Origin of the sequence: Aminobacter sp. LjRoot7 (assembly GCF_964252895.1) — a bacterium.
GTDB lineage: Bacteria > Pseudomonadota > Alphaproteobacteria > Rhizobiales > Rhizobiaceae > Aminobacter > Aminobacter aminovorans_B.
Map to the genome: position 1 here is coordinate 343,467 of NZ_CAXUPX020000001.1, position 16,651 is coordinate 360,117.

A 16,651-nucleotide genomic window follows, 5' to 3' on the forward strand; every position below is an offset into this window, starting at 1 on the left:
TATGTGACGCAGCGGATGATTGCAACGCCCAATGTCGCATGCGGGCAAGAAAATGGCGCGACCGTGGGAGGCGGCATGAAGATGTTCGAACAGCGCGAGGGCGAAATCCCGCTGGCCGGCGATCCGGCGGCGGATGCCGACGACGCCCGCCTCGCCTATATCGGCCGCATCGCCTCGCCGTGGAAGCAACGCGAGGACTGCCCCAAGAACATGAATGCCGCGCGCGAGCGTGGCGGCGGCGCGACGGTGACAGTCGACGCCCCCTATCGCGCTGGCCTCGCCGGCCTCAGCGGCTTCAGCCATGTCATCGTTCTCAGCTGGTTCGAGCAGGCGCCACGGAATCTGATTGTCCAGAAACCGCGCCATGCCTCTGACGCCAAAGGCGTTTTCGCCTTGCGTTCGCCGGCACGGCCGAACCCGATCGGCCTGCATGTCGCAGCGGTCCTTTCGCTCGACATCGAAAACGGCGTGATCGAGCTCGATGCCATCGACGCGCTCGACGGCACGCCGGTCATCGACCTGAAACCCTATTTCGCCTCGGTCGACGCCATCCCCGACGCCAAGCGTCCAAACAAGGACGCCTGAGCATGCCAGCCTCCACCGGCCGCCAACGCGCCGTGGCCAAGGCGCTGACAGCGCTTCTGCCGCTAGCGCCCTATGCCGACACGGAAGTGATCCGCACCGATGCGCTCGCCGTGCATCTGAAGACGCTGCCGCCGACAATCGCCGTGTGGCTGGCGACAGTCGCCCATGTCCGCCATGCCCACACCGACTACGAGAAGCTGCTGTCGGAGGGCTATGATCGCGATTCCGCTCGCTTCTTTGTCATAGACCAGGTCAACACCACCCTCACCCGCTGGCGCGCCACCCGCCTGCTCGACGCTGATGACGACGCGGAATGATGGAAAAGCCACTGGCCGCCTCATCTGGCCCGGCATTTTGACCGAAATGGCGTATCGCGGGGCGGCATAGTCCAGCCGATCATCCTGTCAGTGGAGAGCGCGCCTCATGGACTTCAAGCCAATGCAACTGCCTGCACTCAAAAGCCGCCACGTCGATCCGCACGCCTACCCCTCAGGCGTGGCGTTCCTGGACGGGCAGTACCTGCCGATGTCGGAAGCGAAGATCTCGGTGCTCGACTGGGGTTTCCTGCATTCCGACGCGACATATGACACCGTCCATGTCTGGAACGGCGCCTTCTTCCGGCTCGACCTGCATATCGAGCGCTTCTTTGGCGGCCTGGAGCGGCTGCGCATGTCGATCCCCTTCGACCGGGCCGGCGTCACCGAGATCCTGCACAATTGCGTAGCACTTTCGGGCCACCGCTCGGCCTATGTCGAGATGCTGTGCACGCGCGGCGCCTCGCCGACCTTCAGCCGCGACCCGCGCGACGCCATCAACCGCTTCATGGCCTTCGCCGTGCCGTTCGGCTCCGTCGCCAACCCTGGTCAGCTCGTTCGTGGCCTGCATGTGTCGATCAGCCAGCGCGTGCGCATTCCGCCGGCCTCGATCGACCCCGCGATCAAGAACTACCACTGGCTCGATCTCGTGCGCGGTCTCTATGACGCCTATGACAACAACGCTGAGACAGCGCTCCTGCTCGACTTCAACGGCAATGTCGCCGAAGGGCCGGGCTTCAACGTATTTGCCGTGAAGGACGGACGCCTCGCGACGCCAGCCATCGGCGTCCTGCCCGGCATCACCCGGCGCAGCGTCTTCGACCTATGCGCGGAAGCTAGCCTTGCCGCCGATGCCCAGGATGTCAGCGTCGAGGCACTGCTTAGTGCCGACGAGGTGTTCATCACCTCGACCGCCGGCGGCATCATGCCGGTGACCAAGATCGACGGAGCGCCCATTGCCAATGGCAAGGTCGGCCCGATCACCACGAGGCTGAAAGACGCCTATTGGGCGAAACACGACGACCCCGACTGGTCGTCGCCGGTCGCCTATCCCTGAGCGGCAGGGGCTGCACTCACGCCCTGTAAATCCACTGCTCCGGCACGCGTACGGAAACCTCTTCGCCCGCAGCAATGACGCCGGGCTTCTCGACCCAGCCGACAAGCCCGCGCAAGCGACGCGAAACCTTCGGAAACAAGAGCGAGCCGGCGTCGTGATCGGCCATGCCGGCATGCTCGGCAATCGAGCGGCCGGCGACGCGGCATGGTGCGTTCTGGCCGTCGATCTTGATCGTCACCCCGCCCTTGAAGAACAGCATAGCGCCCGAAGGCAGCATCGACAGCATTGGCACGCCCTCGAGCAGGAGGTTGGCGCCGATCCACTCTGGCTTGATCTCGGCCAGCCCCATGCGTTCGGCGACGATCGCCATCTCGTCGGGTGCCACGATCGACAGCTGGCGCTCGTTGCGCATCTCGGTGCCGCGCGGGTACCACGGCTCGCGCCCGCCCGAGCGCCTGGTATGGCCGGCATGGACGTCGCCGATGATGCCCTCGAAGGTCAGCGGCAGCGTTTCCACCGCCCGGGTGACGAAATGGTCCGCCGGCGCGATGTAGACGCCAGCGACGCGCGCGGCGAGCTTGCGGCCAGGCAGGATTTCAGGTTCGCCCTCGCGGTGCATTGTCGGATCGAGCATCTTTGGCCTCTCGGTTTCGGACTGCTGCTTTGAACGGCATGTGACCACAAATCCAGACAAAAAGCCTGAACCTTGGGATCATCCGAAATGATGGATCCCCAGGGACCCGCTCACATCATGCGGACCAGCGCGCCACCGATCGAGTAGCCGGCGCCGAAGGCGCAGATCAGCCCGTGGTCGCCTGGCTTCATGTCCTCGTGATTTTCCTTGAGCGCAATGACAGCACCTGCCGCCGCCGTGTTACCCAGTCGCTCCAGCACCATAGGTGCCTTGTCGTGGTCCGCGTCATGGCCGAGCGCCAGCTTCAGGATCATGGCGTTCATCCGCGCATTGGCCTGGTGCAGCCAGTAGCGCCTGATGTCGGACGGCGTCATGCCATGGTCGGCAAGGAAGGCGGTTATGAAGCGATGCGCCGCATGCGTCACCTCCTTGAACACCTTGTTGCCGACCTGCTTGATCATGTTGCCCTCCATCTCGACGACGGAGGTGTTTTCCTGACCAGTGCGCAGCAGGAAGCCGAAATTGGTGCGGATGTTGTTGGAGAACTGCGTCCAGTTGCGCGTGTCGAGCAACTCGAAGCGCCCCGGCCGGGTCTCCTTCGGCCCGATCGCCTCGACCACCATCGCCACCGAGGCGTCGCCGAAGATGAAATGCGTCTGCCGGTCGCGGAAATTGAGGTGCCCGGTGATGATCTCGGGCGTCACGATCAGCACGCGCTTCTGCCCGCCCGAGCGGACGAGATTGAAGGCGACGTGCAGGGCGGCCGCCGCCGACGAGCAGCCGAGGCTCATGTCGAAGGCAGCGCCCTCGATGCCAAGCTCCTTCTGGATCTCGATCGAAATCGCCGGATAGGGCCGCTGCTGGTGCGAGGCAGCGCAGATCACCATGTCGATGTCAGCGCCGGTCAGCCCGGCATGGGCCAGCGCCTTGCGCGCCGAGGCGACGCCGAACTCGGCCTCGACCGACAGATCATCGTCGGCGCGTGGCGCGATGCGCGGCGTCATCCGTTCAGGGTCGAGTATGCCGTCGAGCGTGTGGACGTGCCGGTTCTTCACGCCGGAGGCATAGACGATGAATTCGCTGTCCGATTTCTTGATCGGCTCCTGCCCTGCCGCCTCGCGCCTGGCATTCTCGATATCGGCCCAGGCATTGAAGCTTTCGACGAGTTCATCGTTGCTGATGGTGGCCTCGGGGATTTCTACGCCGATACCGCTGATGATGACGCGATGCATTAGACCGTCCATGCCTGAATTCCCGAAGCATGCCCGATAGCAGTTACCGCTTCGGAAAAACCCATGCCCCAGCGACAAAAATGGAGCCATCGGGCCCCGGCGCGTCCTGTCCCCGTCTCACCGGACCCGCCATTTGGCAGCTTACGTCACATGGAGGCGTTCGAATACGCCCCGCGCGCAACACTCGCCCCGATATCCCGCCTCATCTTCGGCCTACCCTCTCTGGGCGACCATGAAAATCCGGGGGAAGCGCAACAGCACCTTGCCGTCGGCGGCGGGCGGATAGGCAGCGGCGATGCGCGCCGTGTAGGCGGCGAGATAGGCTTCGCGCTCGGCTGGATCGAGCGGATCGACGAAGGGCTTGAGCCCCGTGCCCTTGACCCACTCGACGATCGCGGCCGCGTCGGCCAGCGGATGGTTGTAGACCGTGTGCCAGATGTCGACCCGTGCCGACAGCGGCACGAGCAGGTCATAGTAGGACGCGACCGACGGCAACTTTTTCCGCGCAGCACCTGCGATCTTGGCGGCGAACGGCGCGGCCGCAGCCGTCTCGCGCATCGCCACATGCGACGGCTCGCCGATATTGTCGGGCATCTGCACCGCAAGGTACCCGCCCGGAGCAAGCAGCGTCATCAGTCGGGTAAGAACGGCCTGGTGGTCCGGCAGCCACTGGAACACGGCATTGGCGAAGATCACGTCGACAGGTTCGTCCGGCGTCCAGTCTCGCGCATTGGCGAGCTGGAACTCGACGCCCGGCAGCCGCTGCCTGGCCTGGTCGATCATGTCGGGCGACGTGTCGAAGCCGGAAACCTCTGAACCCGGCCAGCGCTTGACCAGAAGCTCGGTCGAATTGCCCGGCCCGCAGCCGATGTCGACCACTCGCCTCGGCCGCTCCAGCGGGATCTGCGCCAGAAGATCTCGGGACGGCCGCGTCCGCTCGTCCTCGAACTTGAGATATTGCGCGGCGGACCAGTCTTTCATGTCGCGAACTCCGGAAGGTATGCCGAAAACAAAAACGCCCCGCTTTGGGCGGGGCGTTTTCAGAAACTTTAGCGCGTCAGGCGCTTGTGGCTCATCCGGTGCGGGGTGGCCGCATCGGCGCCGAGACGACGGATCTTGTCCTTCTCGTACTCTTCGAAGTTGCCTTCGAACCACTCGACATGCGCGTCGCCTTCATAGGCCAGCATGTGGGTGGCCATGCGGTCGAGGAACATACGATCGTGGGAGATGATGACGGCGCAGCCGGCATATGCTTCGAGTGCGTCTTCGAGCGCGCCCAACGTTTCGGTGTCGAGATCGTTGGTCGGTTCGTCGAGGAGCAGAACGTTGCCGCCGTTCTTCAGCATCTTGGCGAGGTGGACGCGGTTGCGCTGACCACCCGACAGGTTGCCGACCTTCTGCTGCTGGTCGCCGCCACGGAAGTTGAACGACGAGCAATAGGCGCGGCTGTTCACTTCGTGCTTGCCGAGCTTGATGACTTCAGCGCCGCCGGAGATCTCTTCCCAGACCGTCTTGGTCGGGTCGAGCGCGTCGCGGCTCTGGTCGACATAACCGAGCTTGACGGTCTCACCGACGCGGATCGAGCCGCTATCGGGCGTTTCCTGGCCGGTGATCATCCTGAACAGCGTGGTCTTGCCGGCGCCGTTGGGACCGATGACGCCGACGATGCCGCCGGGCGGCAGCTTGAAGTTCAGGTTTTCGATCAGCAGTTCGTCGCCATAGCCCTTGTTCACGCTATCGACCTCGATCACCACGTTGCCGAGGCGTTCGCCGGCCGGGATGACGATCTGCGTGTCGGTCGGCTTGCGGTTCTGCGACTGCTCGACCAGTTCCTCATAGGCCTTGATACGCGCCTTGGACTTGGTCTGGCGTGCCTTGGGCGAGGATGCGATCCACTCGCGCTCACGCCAGATCGCCTTCTGGCGCGAATCGTCTTCGCGGCCTTCCTGGATCAGGCGCTTGGCCTTGGCGTCGAGATATTTGGTGTAGTTGCCCTCGTAAGGAATGCCGCGGCCGCGATCGAGTTCGAGGATCCAGCCGGTGACGTTGTCGAGGAAGTAGCGATCGTGGGTGATGATCAGCACCGAGCCCGGATAGTCGCGCAGGTGCTTTTCCAGCCACGCCGTGGTCTCAGCGTCCAGATGGTTAGTCGGTTCGTCGAGCAGCAGAAGGTCAGGCTGTTCGAGCAGCAGGCGGCACAACGCGATGCGGCGGCGTTCGCCGCCCGACAGCTGGGTCACTTCGGAATCGCCGGGCGGGCACTGCAGCGCGTCCATCGCCATCTCGACCTGCTGTTCCAGGTCCCACAGGTTGAGACGATCCATCTCGTCCTGCAGCTTGGCGCCCTCGTCGGCGGTCTCGTCCGAGTAGTTCATCATCAGCTCGTTGTAGCGCTCGATGATGGCGGTCTTCTTGGCGACGCCGTCCATGACGTTCTCGAACACGGTCTTGGCCGGGTCGAGATGCGGCTCCTGCGCCAGGTAGCCGACGGTCGCGCCGTCAGCCAGCCAGGCTTCGCCCGACCATTCCTTGTCGAGGCCGGCCATGATCTTGAGCACGGTCGACTTGCCGGCGCCGTTGGGGCCGAGGATGCCGATCTTGGCATCCGGGTAGAACGACAGGTTGAGGTTTTCCAGCACCTTCTTGGTGCCGTAGGACTTGGTCAGTCCCGACATGTGATAGATGAACTGGCGTGCCACGCGCGCGTATCCTGCTTCAGGTGAACGGAGATTTGCGCGCTATGTAGGCCATCCCACCCCAAACGGCAAATGCTTTCGGGGCATATGTGACGGCGATGCGCTGCAAAGGCGGACAGCTCACCGCGCCTGCCCGACGGCGGGCGGCACCAAGCCTTAACGACAATCCGGCCGGTCCAACATCGCTGGTTGCCAATGGCTGCCATGGGTCTAAATTGCCGTGGCTAGAAAGTGCTTATGGGGGGATGCAATGCTCCGCTTGGGTAATACTTACCAGCACCTTGTCCATGGAACCGGCTGCGGCTGCTTCAGCCCCGAGATCCAGCAAGCATCACGACGCCTTGAGGCCCTGACGCGACGCGGCTTCATGGCGGGCATGGGAGCAACCTTTGCCGCTCTTGCCTCGCCGTCCCTCGCCCAGACACCCGGCCCGTCACAAAAAACCCTGTTCCGGCAGGTCAGGCTGTTCGACGGCACCTCCGACACACTCAAGACCGGCCTTCAGGTCCTGGTCGAAGGCAACCGTGTCGCAGCCATAGACACGACAAACAGCGCAGCTCCTTCCGACGCAACTGTCATCGACTGCGGCGATCGTGTGCTCATGCCGGGCCTGATCGACGCCCACTGGCATACGGTCTTTGCGGCGGTGCCGTTGAACGTATTGCTGGCGGGCGATCCGGGCATCATCTTCGCTGCCACCACGGCCGAGGCAGAGCGTACCTTGCTACGCGGCTTCACCACGGTCCGGGATTTGGGCGGGCCGGTTTTCTCGTTCAAACAGGCAGTCGACAGCGGCATCATTCCGGGCCCGCGCATCTTTCCTTGCGGAGCGATGATCACGACGACCGGAGGCCACGGCGATTTGCGCATGCCGACGGAGATCCCGCGAAATGGCAACCAGCTCAGCGTCGGCGAACTGATGGGAGCCAACGCGGTCGTCGACGGGATCCCCGACTTGAAGATGCGCATCCGCGAGCAGTTGATCCAGGGAGCATCGCAGATCAAGCTTGTCGGCGGCGGTGGGGTTTCGTCGCCGCGCAGCCCGCTCGACATGTCGACCTTTGCCGAAGACGAGATACGCGCTGCCGTCTCGGTGGCAAAAGACTGGAATACATACATCACCGTCCACGCCTATGCCCCGAACACCGTTCAGCGGGCGATCAACGCCGGGGCGGCCTGCGTCGAGCATGCGCACCTGATGGACGAGGAGACGGCAAAGCTCTTTGCCGAAAAAGACGTATGGCTCAGCATGCAACCGTTCCTCACCGTCGATGATGCGGAGCCCCAGACCGGTCCAAGCGCGGAACGCATCCAGCAGCTGTTCGCCGGCACTCCCAAAGTCTACGAGTTTGTTCGCAAGCACGGCATCAAGACCGCCTGGGGATCTGACGTGCTGTTTTCACCTGCCATGACCGCGCGCCAAAGCGTCATGCTCACCCATCTCAGCAATTTCTACACCAACGCCGAGGCACTCCGCATGGCAACTTCGGGGAATGCGCAGCTGCTGGCGCTGTCCAATCTGCGCAATCCCTATCCCGGCAAGCTCGGCCTGATCGAACAAGGCGCCCTCGCCGACATGCTGCTTGTGGACGGCAATCCGCTCGAAAATATCGACCTGATCAGCGAGCCCGCCAAGAACATGGTCGTGATCATGAAGGACGGCATCATCCACAAGAACACGCTTCGCTGACCTGGAAATTCTCTTGCGCGGTTCTCACCTGGACTGATGCCAATACTGGCGTTGACCATGCGGCTCCGTACCGGCGGATACCGCTGACGCAGGGTTCTCGGGGCCCGAATACCGGGCCTGCGATGTTTGGCTCGGCCGCAAAGCAAAAATTAACCACATTTGTCCATCCTTTCTCCATCGTTCTTTCGAGTTGGGGACATTCCGGAAATCACGCACTGCGGTCGCTTCACCGGCCGTACGACGTTGCGGGACAACTGGTCTGCTACGCGTTTTGAGTAAAATCGTTCGTCCACAATCCTTGCGCCGTCTGTTGCGCCCGCTTGTCATCGCTTGTGCCGGCACGGCTTTCGCCGGCATGGCCGCGTGGTCGATGGCCGGCATGGCCGCGATGAGCAATGTCAGCGCCTTCGATCCGGCCCACCTGGCGCCCAGGCCGCACGCGCAGCCGGTGATCGTCAAGCAGGCTCGGCTCACGGCCTATGTCAGCACCGACAAGGCATCGCGTCTGGTCGCCTCGGCCAAGCCCCTGATTTTAGCCAACAATGCCAAACCGGCCGTCACGGCCAGCTTGTCTGGCAGCATGGGCAAATCCGCCCGCCACGCCACCGTCGCTGCAACAGCCCCCGCAACCGGCCATGCCGCCCGCTTTGACACCATAGCCGGCCAGGCCGATCTGAGCGCCAAGAAGCTCGCCAGCCTGTTCGCGGCCAGCTCCGTCGAACTGCAACAGCTCGCCGCTGCCGACGCGGCTGAGGCTGACCAGCCGGTATCCCTGCCCACTTCGGTCGCAGAACGCCCGACCATCCTCGCCTATGCAGATCCGTCACCCGGCGGGACTGCCGATACGGCTCTGTCGACCCTGCTGACCGGCCCCTCAGAGGAAGAACTGGCTGCGGCGCAGGCCGAAGCTGAAGCAGCCGCCCTGCCCGACTATGCCGAAACCCCATCCGCAGCTCCGCGTCCGGAGCTGCGCCCGGAAGAAGCTGCTGCCAAGCCTGCCGACGCAGGAAAGGCGGACGCCCGTGCGCCGGAAGCCGATGCGCCAAAGACAGCCGAAAAGCCTGAAACGCAAAAACCTGCGAAGCTCGCCTATGCCCGCCCGGAAGTTCCCGAGGACAAGCCGGGCAGCACGCTTGGCCAGTCGCTGCGCAGCCTGTTCGGCGGCAAGACCCGCGCCGGCAACGGCGTCGCCGTCTATGACATCAGCGCCGCCAAGGTCTACATGCCCGACGGCAGCGTGCTCGAGGCGCATTCGGGCATCGGCAACATGGCCGACAACCCGCGCTACGTGCACGTCAAGATGAACGGCCCGACCCCGCCGCACACCTACAATCTCAAGATGCGCGAGAGCCGCTTCCATGGTGTCGAGGCAATCCGCATGCTGCCGGTCGACGGCAAGAACAAATATGGCCGCGACGGCTTCCTGACGCACAGCTACCTGCTGCGCGGCGGACGCGAGGAGTCGCATGGCTGCGTCGCCTTCGCCGACTACAAGCGCTTCCTCACCGCCTTCAAGCAGGGCAAGGTCAAGCAGATCATCGTCGTGCCAAGCGGCGGCCGCGAGAGCTTCCGCCTGGCTTCGAACGGAAAGAGCATCTGAGAGAAAACGCCTCAAAACTGCCAACAGTGGACATCGGCAGGCGGCTATTTCATAGCTGAGGCATGAAAACCGAAACAAATCTGCTTCGGATGTCGATCGCCGTGACGTTTGTTGTCGCGCTGTTCGGCATCGTTTTCGGCGTCCTCAGCGGCTCCTTCTCGATCGCCTTCGACGGCGCCTACTCGCTCGCCGACGCGACGATGACCATCCTGGCGCTGATCGTCGCCCGCCTGATCACCAGCAACGCCAAGCACAACCGTCGGCTGGACAAGCGCTTCTCGGTCGGTTTCTGGCACCTCGAGCCCATCGTGCTCGGCCTGAACGGCATCGTGCTGATCAGCGTGTCCTGCTACGCGCTGATCAACGCGGTGGCCAACCTGCTTGCCGGCGGACACCACCTCGAATTCGACTATGCCATCATCTATGCGGCGGTCACGCTCGCGGCATGCCTGACAATGGCCTTCATCGGCAGTCGCGCCAATAAGACGATCCAGTCCGATTTCGTGCGCCTCGACGTCACTGCCTGGATGATGTCGGGCGGCATCACCGCAGCCCTGCTCATCGCCTTCATCGGCGGCTGGCTGGTCGAAGGCACGACGCTTGCGTGGACAGCGCCCTATGTCGACCCCGCCGTGCTGGCGCTTGTCTGCCTGGTCATCATCCCGATGCCCGTCGGCACCATCCGCCAGGCCTTTTCAGACATTTTGCTGATCACGCCGGAGGCGCTCAAGGCGCATGTCGACGAGGTCGCCCGAGCAACGGTAACGAAGCACGGCTTCGTTTCATACCGCGCCTATGTCGCCAAGGTCGGCCGCCTGATGCAGGTCGAGCTTTATTTCATCGTCCCGCCCGGCTGGCCGGCCAAGACCATCGAGGAATGGGACGCCCTGCGCAACGAGATCGGCGACGCGCTTGGCGATGAAGGTCCCGACCGTTGGCTGACGATCGCCTTCACCGCCGACAAGGAATGGGCGGAGTAAAAACTCCGCCTCACTTATACCTTGATGCGCCAGCCGGTCCTGAATATCCACCACACCGCGGCAAGGCAGGCGGCCAGGAACACCAGCGTCATGCCGAGGCTGATGCCGACATTGACGTCGGATATGCCGAAGAAGCTCCAGCGGAAGCCGCTGACCAGGTAGACCACCGGGTTGAACAGCGACACGGTGCGCCAGAACGGCGGCAGCATGTCGATGGAGTAGAAGCTGCCACCCAGGAAGGTCAGCGGCGTGACGATCAGCAGCGGCACCAGCTGCAGCTGTTCAAAGCTGCGCGCCCAGATGCCGATGATGAAGCCGAACAGGCTGAAGGTGACCGCCGTCAGCACCAAAAACAGCAGCATCCAGACCGGATGCTGGACCTGCAGCGGCACGAACAGGGCAGCGGTCGCCAGAATGATCAGCCCGAGGATGATCGACTTGGACGCAGCCGCCCCGACATAAGCGATGACGATCTCCAGATAAGACACCGGCGCCGACAGAAGCTCGTAGATGGTGCCGACGAATTTCGGGAAGTAGATGCCGAACGAGGCGTTGGAGATGCTCTGGGTCAACAGCGACAGCATGACCAGGCCAGGCACGATGAAGGCGCCATAGCTGATACCGTTGATCTCGCTGATGCGCGAGCCGATGGCAGCACCAAAGACGACGAAATAGAGCGAGGTCGAGATGACGGGCGAAACGATGCTCTGCAGCAGCGTGCGCCATGTACGCGCCATTTCGAACAGATAGATTGCGCGGATCGCGTAAAAATTCATCGCCGTTCACTCACCAGATTGACGAAAATCTCTTCGAGCGAGCTCTGCTTGGTCTGCAGGTCGCGGAAGCGGATTCCGGCGTCGTTGAGGTCCTTGAGCAGGGCCGTGATGCCCGTCCGCTCGCCTTGGGTGTCGTAGGTGTAGACGAGCTCGTTGCCGTCTTCGGACAGCTCGAGCCCATGGCTCAACAATGCCGGCGGCACCTGCTCCAGCGGGTGCTGCAGCTGCAACGTCAGCTGCTTGCGGCCAAGCTTGCGCATCAGCTCGGCTTTTTCCTCGACCAGGATGATCTCGCCATGACTGATGACGCCGACGCGATCGGCCATCTGCTCGGCTTCCTCGATGTAGTGCGTGGTCAGGATGATGGTGACGCCGGTTTCGCGCAGCAGGCGCACAACCTCCCACATATCTCGCCGCAGCTCGACGTCGACGCCCGCGGTGGGTTCGTCGAGAAACAGGATCTGCGGCTCGTGCGACAGCGCCTTGGCGATCATCACCCGGCGCTTCATGCCGCCCGACAGCGTGATGATCTTGTTGTCCTTCTTGTCCCACAGCGAGAGGTCCTTGAGGATCTTCTCGATATGGGCCGGGTTGGCCGGCTTGCCGAACAGGCCGCGGCTGAAGCTCACCGTCGCCCACACCGTCTCGAAGGCGTCGGTCGTCAGCTCCTGCGGCACGAGGCCGATCAGCGTGCGCGCCGCGCGATAGTCGCGAACGATGTCGTGGCCATCAGCGAGCACCGTGCCCGAGGTCGGATTGACGATGCCGCAGATGACGCTGATCAGCGTCGTCTTGCCGGCGCCGTTGGGCCCGAGCAGTGCGAAGATCTCGCCGCGGCGAATGTCCAGATTGATGCTCTTCAGCGCCGAAAAGCCCGACGCATAGGTCTTGGAAAGATTGGAAACGGAAATAATCGGCTGCATGACGATCATCACTTCAGCTGGGAATGGTAAGGAAAATCGCGAAAATGCCGGCGGAGGCGGCCGGTTCTGGGGTTAGCGCAATATATGGGCTGACTTCCGCCGAACAAGGGCAGTCGTGACAGCTCCTGACATTGTCCCTGTGCACCACGGTCAGCCGGCCTTGACGGGCACACTGCACTTCCCCGACAGTCCGCCCAGGGGGAGACAGCAATGCCGTTCGACACCACCACCACGCTTGCCTCTCCAACTGGGGCAAAACTCAATCTCTATTTCAAGCGCGCCGAGGCCCCTGCCCGCGCCGTTGTCCAGATCAATCACGGCCTCGCCGAACACGGCGCACGCTACACCCGCTTCGCCGATTTCCTTGCCGCGCGCGGCTGCCATGTCTACGCGCACGACCATCGCGGCCATGGCGCGACCACCGCTCCTGACGCGCCCAAGGGCCGTTTCGCCGGCAAAAACGGGCTGGATATCGTTGTTGCCGACGTAGCTGCGATCCACGATCACATCGCCGAACAGCATCCCGGCCTGCCAGTGGTCATTTTCGGCCACTCCATGGGCGGGCTCATCGCGCTCAACTTCGTCCTGCGCCACTCCGAACGCATTGCAGCCGCCGCGATCTGGAACGCCAATTTCTCCGCCGGCATCCTCGGCCGCCTGGCCCAGGCGATCCTCGCCTTCGAGCGCTTCCGGCTGGGCTCGGACGTGCCCTCCCGCATGCTGCCCAAGCTGACCTTCGGTGACTGGGCCAAGAAGATCCCCAACCGACGCACCGAATTCGACTGGCTGTCCCGCGACCAGGCCGAGGTCGACGCCTATGTCGCCGACCCACTCTGCGGCTGGGATGCATCTGTGTCGATGTGGATCGATGTCTTCGAGCTGGTCTTCGCCGGTGCCGACGATGCCAACTTTGCCGGCGTGCGCAGGGACCTGCCGTTCAATCTCGTCGGCGGTCAGCGCGATCCGGCAACCGATGGTGGCAAGGCCGTCGAGACGCTTGCCGGGCGCCTGCGCCGGATGGGTTTTTCGAATCTCGTTTCAAAGGTTTATCCCGAGACCCGCCACGAAAGCCTGAACGAGATCAACCGCGAGCCGATCATGGCCGATTTCGCCGGTTGGCTCGACCAGACGCTTCCCAGGTGAACGGCGGGGCTGGCCCAGTGTAACGCTGTGGCGGCCAATCGGGACTCCTGTTAGAGCCAATTGTGTACAATCTGCTGAAATGACATCTGGTGCCTCATGAGCAATCCGCCTCTTCACGGAATCCGCGTCATCGAACTTGCTCGCATCCTTGCCGGCCCTTGGGCCGGGCAGTTGCTGGCAGACCTCGGCGCCGATGTCATCAAGGTCGAAAATCCCGACGGCGGCGATGACACCCGCAAATGGGGCCCGCCCTTCGTCACCGGCCATGACGGCGAAAACCTGTCTGCCGCCTATTACCACTCGTGCAATCGCGGCAAGCGCTCGATCGCGCTCGACTTCTCGACGCCTGAGGGTGCCGAGATCGTGCGCAAGCTGGTCGCCGATGCCGACGTGCTGATCGAGAACTTCAAGCTCGGCGGCCTCAAGAAATACGGCCTCGACTATGAGAGCCTGAAGAAGATCAATCCGAAGCTGGTCTATTGCTCGATCACCGGCTTCGGCCAGGACGGGCCCTATGCCCCCCGCGCCGGCTACGACTTCATCGTCCAGGGCATGTCCGGCCTGATGTCGATCACCGGCCCCGCCGGCGGTGAGCCGCAGAAGGTCGGCGTCGCCGTCACCGACATCTTCACCGGGCTCTACTCCGTCATCGCCATCCAGGCGGCACTGCGCCACGCCGAGGCCACGGGCCAAGGCCAGCACGTCGACATGGCACTGTTCGACGCCCAGATGTCGGTGCTCGCCAACCAGAACCTCAACTACCTGGTCTCGGGCAACTCGCCGGTGCAGATGGGCAATGCCCACCCCAACATCTCGCCCTACGAGGTGCTGCCGGTGCGCGATGGCCACTTCATCCTCGCCGTCGGCAATGACGGCCAGTTCCAGAAGTTCTGCGCCATCGTCGGCCTCGAAGCCATCGCCACCAATCCGCTCTTCGCCACCAACTCGGCTCGTGTCGCCAACCGTGTCGCGCTGCGCGAGAAGATCGTCGCAGCCCTGGCCGGCTTCGGCCGCGAGGAGCTGCTTGCCAGGCTCGAAGCCTCAGGCGTGCCGGCAAGCCCGATCAACACCATCGGCCAGGCTTTCGCCGACCCGCAGGCGATCGCGCGCGGCATGCGCATGGATCTCGACGACGGCCTCGGCAACAAGCTGCCGTCGGTGCGCGCGCCGATGGTCATGTCCGAAACGCCGCTTGCCTATGACCGCCCGTCGCCACGCCTCGGGCAACACACCGCTGAGATCCTTGCCGAACTGGAGAAGACTGCGAAATGAAGACCGGCGGAAAACTGATCGTCGAGGCGCTCGAAGCCAATGGCGTCGACCGCATCTATTGCGTGCCGGGCGAATCCTATCTCGCCGTGCTCGATGCGCTGCATGATTCCAGGATCCAGAGCATCGTTTGCCGCCAGGAAGGCGGTACTGCGATGATGGCCGACTGCCATGGCCGCCTCACCGGCAAGCCCGGCATCTGCTTCGTCACCCGCGGCCCTGGTGCCACCAATGCCTCCGCCGGCGTTCACATTGCCATGCAGGATTCGATCCCGATGATCCTGTTCATCGGCCAGGTGGCGAGCCACGCCAAGGAGCGCGAGGCCTTCCAGGAGGTCAACTACCGCCGCTTCTTCGGCGACATCGCCAAATGGGTTGTCGAAATCGACGATGCCGCGCGCATTCCCGAGCTGCTCACCCGCGCCTTTTCGGTGGCGACCTCGGGCCGTCCGGGCCCGGTCGTCATCTCTCTGCCCGAGGACATGCTGACCAGTGAGGTCGAAGCTCCGGTTGCGCTTCCCGCGGTGCAGGTCGAAACCCATCCTGGCGAGGCCGAGCTGGATCGGGTCGAAGCACTGCTCAACGCAGCCAAGCGGCCTTTCGTCATTCTCGGCGGCACGCGCTGGGACTACCGTTTGTCCTTCATGGAAATGCAGGCGATCGCCGAGAGCTGGCAGATTCCGGTCGGCGTTTCCTTCCGCCGCCAGATGCTGTTCGACCACCTGCATCCCAACTATGCCGGCGATGTCGGCATCGGCATCAATCCCAAACTCGCCGCGCGCATCAAGGACGCCGACCTCGTGCTGCTGATCGGCGGCCGCTTCGGCGAAATGCCGTCCTCCGACTACACGCTGCTCAAGAGCCCCTATCCGGACCAGCAGCTCGTGCATGTCCATGCCGACCCTGATGAACTCGGCCGCGTCTACCGGCCGACACTCGCCATCAACGCCTCGCCGGCCGCTTTCGTGCGGGCCTTCGCCAGGCGCAAGGGACCGTCGGCACCGGGCTGGGCCGAGGAGACGAAGAGGGCGCATGCCGACTATCTCGCTTGGTCGACCCCGCCGCTCACCGGCCCCGGCCCGGTGCAGATGGGCCCGATCATGAACTGGCTGGAAAAGGTGCTGCCCGAGGACGCGATCCTCACCAACGGCGCCGGCAACTATGCCACCTGGGTACACCGCTTCCACCGCTTCCGCCGCTACGCCACGCAGGCAGCGCCGACCTCGGGCTCGATGGGCTATGGCACGCCGGCCGCGGTCGCCGCCAAGGGCCTGTTCCCCGAGCGCGAGGTCATCGCGTTTGCCGGCGACGGCTGCTTCATGATGAACGGCCAGGAGTTCGCCACCGCCGTGCAATACGGCCTGCCGATCATCGTGATCGTCGTCAACAACGGTATCTACGGCACCATCCGCATGCACCAGGAGCGCGAATATCCCGGCCGCGTCGAGGCAACCGACCTCAAGAACCCTGACTTCGCAGCCCTCGCCCGCGCCTATGGCGGCCATGGCGAAACGGTGCGCGAGACCGACGAGTTCGCACCCGCCTTCGAACGCGCGCGCGCCAGCGGCAAGCCGTCGATCATCGAGATCAAGCTCGATCCCGAGGCGATCACCCCGACACGCACGCTGAGCGACATCAGGGACAAGCGCTGAGTATTGCATCGGGGCAAGGGAGACCTTGCCCCGTCGACAAGTGGGACTTGCCTTGGGGGGACAAGTTGAACTTGCCCCTGGGAAAGGCGCAACCATCGTG

At 63.6% G+C, this 16,651-nt stretch carries 15 protein-coding genes; 9 read left to right on the forward strand and 6 right to left on the reverse strand.

Translation table 11 applies throughout. The annotated features are described in order from the left end of the window. Nucleotides 1-81: 81 nt before the first annotated feature. The 3 genes from tsaA to ACSQ3E_RS01740 all read left to right on the forward strand — a co-directional run bounded on the left by tsaA (nucleotide 82) and on the right by ACSQ3E_RS01740 (nucleotide 1,956). A complete protein-coding gene (gene tsaA / locus ACSQ3E_RS01730; protein ID WP_436121957.1) occupies nucleotides 82-585 on the forward strand; it encodes a tRNA (N6-threonylcarbamoyladenosine(37)-N6)-methyltransferase TrmO in 504 nt (167 codons plus the stop codon). A 2-nt stretch (nucleotides 586-587) separates the two neighbouring features. Further along, nucleotides 588-902 carry a DUF2293 domain-containing protein gene (locus tag ACSQ3E_RS01735; RefSeq protein WP_436121361.1) on the forward strand — a complete coding sequence of 105 codons (315 nt, stop codon included), beginning with the start codon at nucleotides 588-590 and terminating at the stop codon, nucleotides 900-902. A gap of 106 nt (nucleotides 903-1,008) precedes the next feature. Further along, nucleotides 1,009-1,956: an aminotransferase class IV gene (locus ACSQ3E_RS01740; protein WP_436121362.1), complete on the forward strand. Its 948-nt coding sequence runs from the start codon at nucleotides 1,009-1,011 to the stop codon at nucleotides 1,954-1,956. A gap of 16 nt (nucleotides 1,957-1,972) precedes the next feature. Here ACSQ3E_RS01740 and ACSQ3E_RS01745 read toward each other — a convergent pair whose 3' ends face one another. From ACSQ3E_RS01745 to ettA, 4 genes are all read right to left on the reverse strand, one after another. Then, nucleotides 1,973-2,590: an MOSC domain-containing protein gene (locus ACSQ3E_RS01745; RefSeq protein ID WP_436121363.1), complete on the reverse strand. Its 618-nt coding sequence runs from the start codon at nucleotides 2,588-2,590 to the stop codon at nucleotides 1,973-1,975. A gap of 110 nt (nucleotides 2,591-2,700) precedes the next feature. Beyond that, nucleotides 2,701-3,822: a beta-ketoacyl-ACP synthase III gene (locus tag ACSQ3E_RS01750; RefSeq protein ID WP_436121958.1), complete on the reverse strand. Its 1,122-nt coding sequence runs from the start codon at nucleotides 3,820-3,822 to the stop codon at nucleotides 2,701-2,703. A 213-nt stretch (nucleotides 3,823-4,035) separates the two neighbouring features. Further along, a complete protein-coding gene (tam, locus tag ACSQ3E_RS01755) occupies nucleotides 4,036-4,803 on the reverse strand; it encodes a trans-aconitate 2-methyltransferase (RefSeq protein WP_436121364.1) in 768 nt (255 codons plus the stop codon). 68 nt (nucleotides 4,804-4,871) lie between these two features. Next, complete coding sequence (ettA, locus tag ACSQ3E_RS01760; RefSeq protein WP_310317071.1) at nucleotides 4,872-6,521, reverse strand: energy-dependent translational throttle protein EttA; 1,650 nt, start codon at nucleotides 6,519-6,521, stop codon at nucleotides 4,872-4,874. 247 nt (nucleotides 6,522-6,768) lie between these two features. On the opposite strand from ettA, the gene ACSQ3E_RS01765 reads away from it, so the two are divergent. The 3 genes from ACSQ3E_RS01765 (at nucleotide 6,769) to ACSQ3E_RS01775 (ending at nucleotide 10,788) form a co-directional block, all read left to right on the forward strand. Continuing rightward, nucleotides 6,769-8,208, forward strand: a complete 1,440-nt coding sequence (locus ACSQ3E_RS01765; RefSeq protein WP_436121365.1) for an amidohydrolase family protein — start codon at nucleotides 6,769-6,771, stop codon at nucleotides 8,206-8,208. Nucleotides 8,209-8,518: 310 nt separating this feature from the next. After that, entirely contained in the window at nucleotides 8,519-9,808 is a 1,290-nt protein-coding gene (locus ACSQ3E_RS01770; RefSeq protein WP_436121366.1) for a tlde1 domain-containing protein, read from the forward strand. A 62-nt stretch (nucleotides 9,809-9,870) separates the two neighbouring features. Continuing rightward, complete coding sequence (locus ACSQ3E_RS01775) at nucleotides 9,871-10,788, forward strand: cation diffusion facilitator family transporter (protein WP_436121367.1); 918 nt, start codon at nucleotides 9,871-9,873, stop codon at nucleotides 10,786-10,788. Between the two features lie 14 nt (nucleotides 10,789-10,802). Here the strand turns inward: ACSQ3E_RS01775 and ACSQ3E_RS01780 are convergent, their stop codons facing one another. Both ACSQ3E_RS01780 and ACSQ3E_RS01785 read right to left on the reverse strand, forming a co-directional pair. Next, entirely contained in the window at nucleotides 10,803-11,564 is a 762-nt protein-coding gene (locus tag ACSQ3E_RS01780) for an ABC transporter permease (protein ID WP_214389269.1), read from the reverse strand. After that, nucleotides 11,561-12,487 (reverse strand): ABC transporter ATP-binding protein, encoded by a 927-nt coding sequence (locus tag ACSQ3E_RS01785; protein ID WP_436121959.1) that lies wholly within the window; start codon nucleotides 12,485-12,487, stop codon nucleotides 11,561-11,563. Before ACSQ3E_RS01785 ends, ACSQ3E_RS01780 begins: the two co-directional genes overlap by 4 nt. Before the next feature lie 210 nt (nucleotides 12,488-12,697). Here ACSQ3E_RS01785 and ACSQ3E_RS01790 point away from each other — a divergent pair, with 210 nt between their 5' ends. From ACSQ3E_RS01790 to ACSQ3E_RS01800, 3 genes are all read left to right on the forward strand, one after another. Next, nucleotides 12,698-13,630, forward strand: coding sequence for an alpha/beta fold hydrolase (locus tag ACSQ3E_RS01790; RefSeq protein ID WP_436121368.1), 933 nt, complete (start codon nucleotides 12,698-12,700; stop codon nucleotides 13,628-13,630). 96 nt (nucleotides 13,631-13,726) lie between these two features. Then, a complete protein-coding gene (locus ACSQ3E_RS01795) occupies nucleotides 13,727-14,902 on the forward strand; it encodes a CaiB/BaiF CoA transferase family protein (RefSeq protein ID WP_436121369.1) in 1,176 nt (391 codons plus the stop codon). Beyond that, nucleotides 14,899-16,551, forward strand: a complete 1,653-nt coding sequence (locus tag ACSQ3E_RS01800) for a thiamine pyrophosphate-binding protein (protein WP_436121370.1) — start codon at nucleotides 14,899-14,901, stop codon at nucleotides 16,549-16,551. The genes ACSQ3E_RS01795 and ACSQ3E_RS01800 overlap by 4 nt, the downstream gene beginning before the upstream one ends. Nucleotides 16,552-16,651: the final 100 nt, after the last annotated feature.

Excerpts from the sequence above, each read along its gene's own strand:
- tsaA (WP_436121957.1), top strand. The coding sequence starts at position 82 with ATGTTCGAACAGCGCGAGGGCGAAATCCCGCTGGCCGGCGATCCGGCG.
- ACSQ3E_RS01735 (WP_436121361.1), top strand. The coding sequence starts at position 588 with ATGCCAGCCTCCACCGGCCGCCAACGCGCCGTGGCCAAGGCGCTGACA.
- ACSQ3E_RS01740 (WP_436121362.1), top strand. The coding sequence starts at position 1,009 with ATGGACTTCAAGCCAATGCAACTGCCTGCACTCAAAAGCCGCCACGTC.
- ACSQ3E_RS01745 (WP_436121363.1), bottom strand. The coding sequence starts at position 2,590 with ATGCTCGATCCGACAATGCACCGCGAGGGCGAACCTGAAATCCTGCCT.
- ACSQ3E_RS01750 (WP_436121958.1), bottom strand. The coding sequence starts at position 3,822 with ATGCATCGCGTCATCATCAGCGGTATCGGCGTAGAAATCCCCGAGGCC.
- tam (WP_436121364.1), bottom strand. The coding sequence starts at position 4,803 with ATGAAAGACTGGTCCGCCGCGCAATATCTCAAGTTCGAGGACGAGCGG.
- ACSQ3E_RS01765 (WP_436121365.1), top strand. The coding sequence starts at position 6,769 with ATGCTCCGCTTGGGTAATACTTACCAGCACCTTGTCCATGGAACCGGC.
- ACSQ3E_RS01775 (WP_436121367.1), top strand. The coding sequence starts at position 9,871 with ATGAAAACCGAAACAAATCTGCTTCGGATGTCGATCGCCGTGACGTTT.
- ACSQ3E_RS01780 (WP_214389269.1), bottom strand. The coding sequence starts at position 11,564 with ATGAATTTTTACGCGATCCGCGCAATCTATCTGTTCGAAATGGCGCGT.
- ACSQ3E_RS01785 (WP_436121959.1), bottom strand. The coding sequence starts at position 12,487 with ATGCAGCCGATTATTTCCGTTTCCAATCTTTCCAAGACCTATGCGTCG.
- ACSQ3E_RS01790 (WP_436121368.1), top strand. The coding sequence starts at position 12,698 with ATGCCGTTCGACACCACCACCACGCTTGCCTCTCCAACTGGGGCAAAA.
- ACSQ3E_RS01795 (WP_436121369.1), top strand. The coding sequence starts at position 13,727 with ATGAGCAATCCGCCTCTTCACGGAATCCGCGTCATCGAACTTGCTCGC.
- ACSQ3E_RS01800 (WP_436121370.1), top strand. The coding sequence starts at position 14,899 with ATGAAGACCGGCGGAAAACTGATCGTCGAGGCGCTCGAAGCCAATGGC.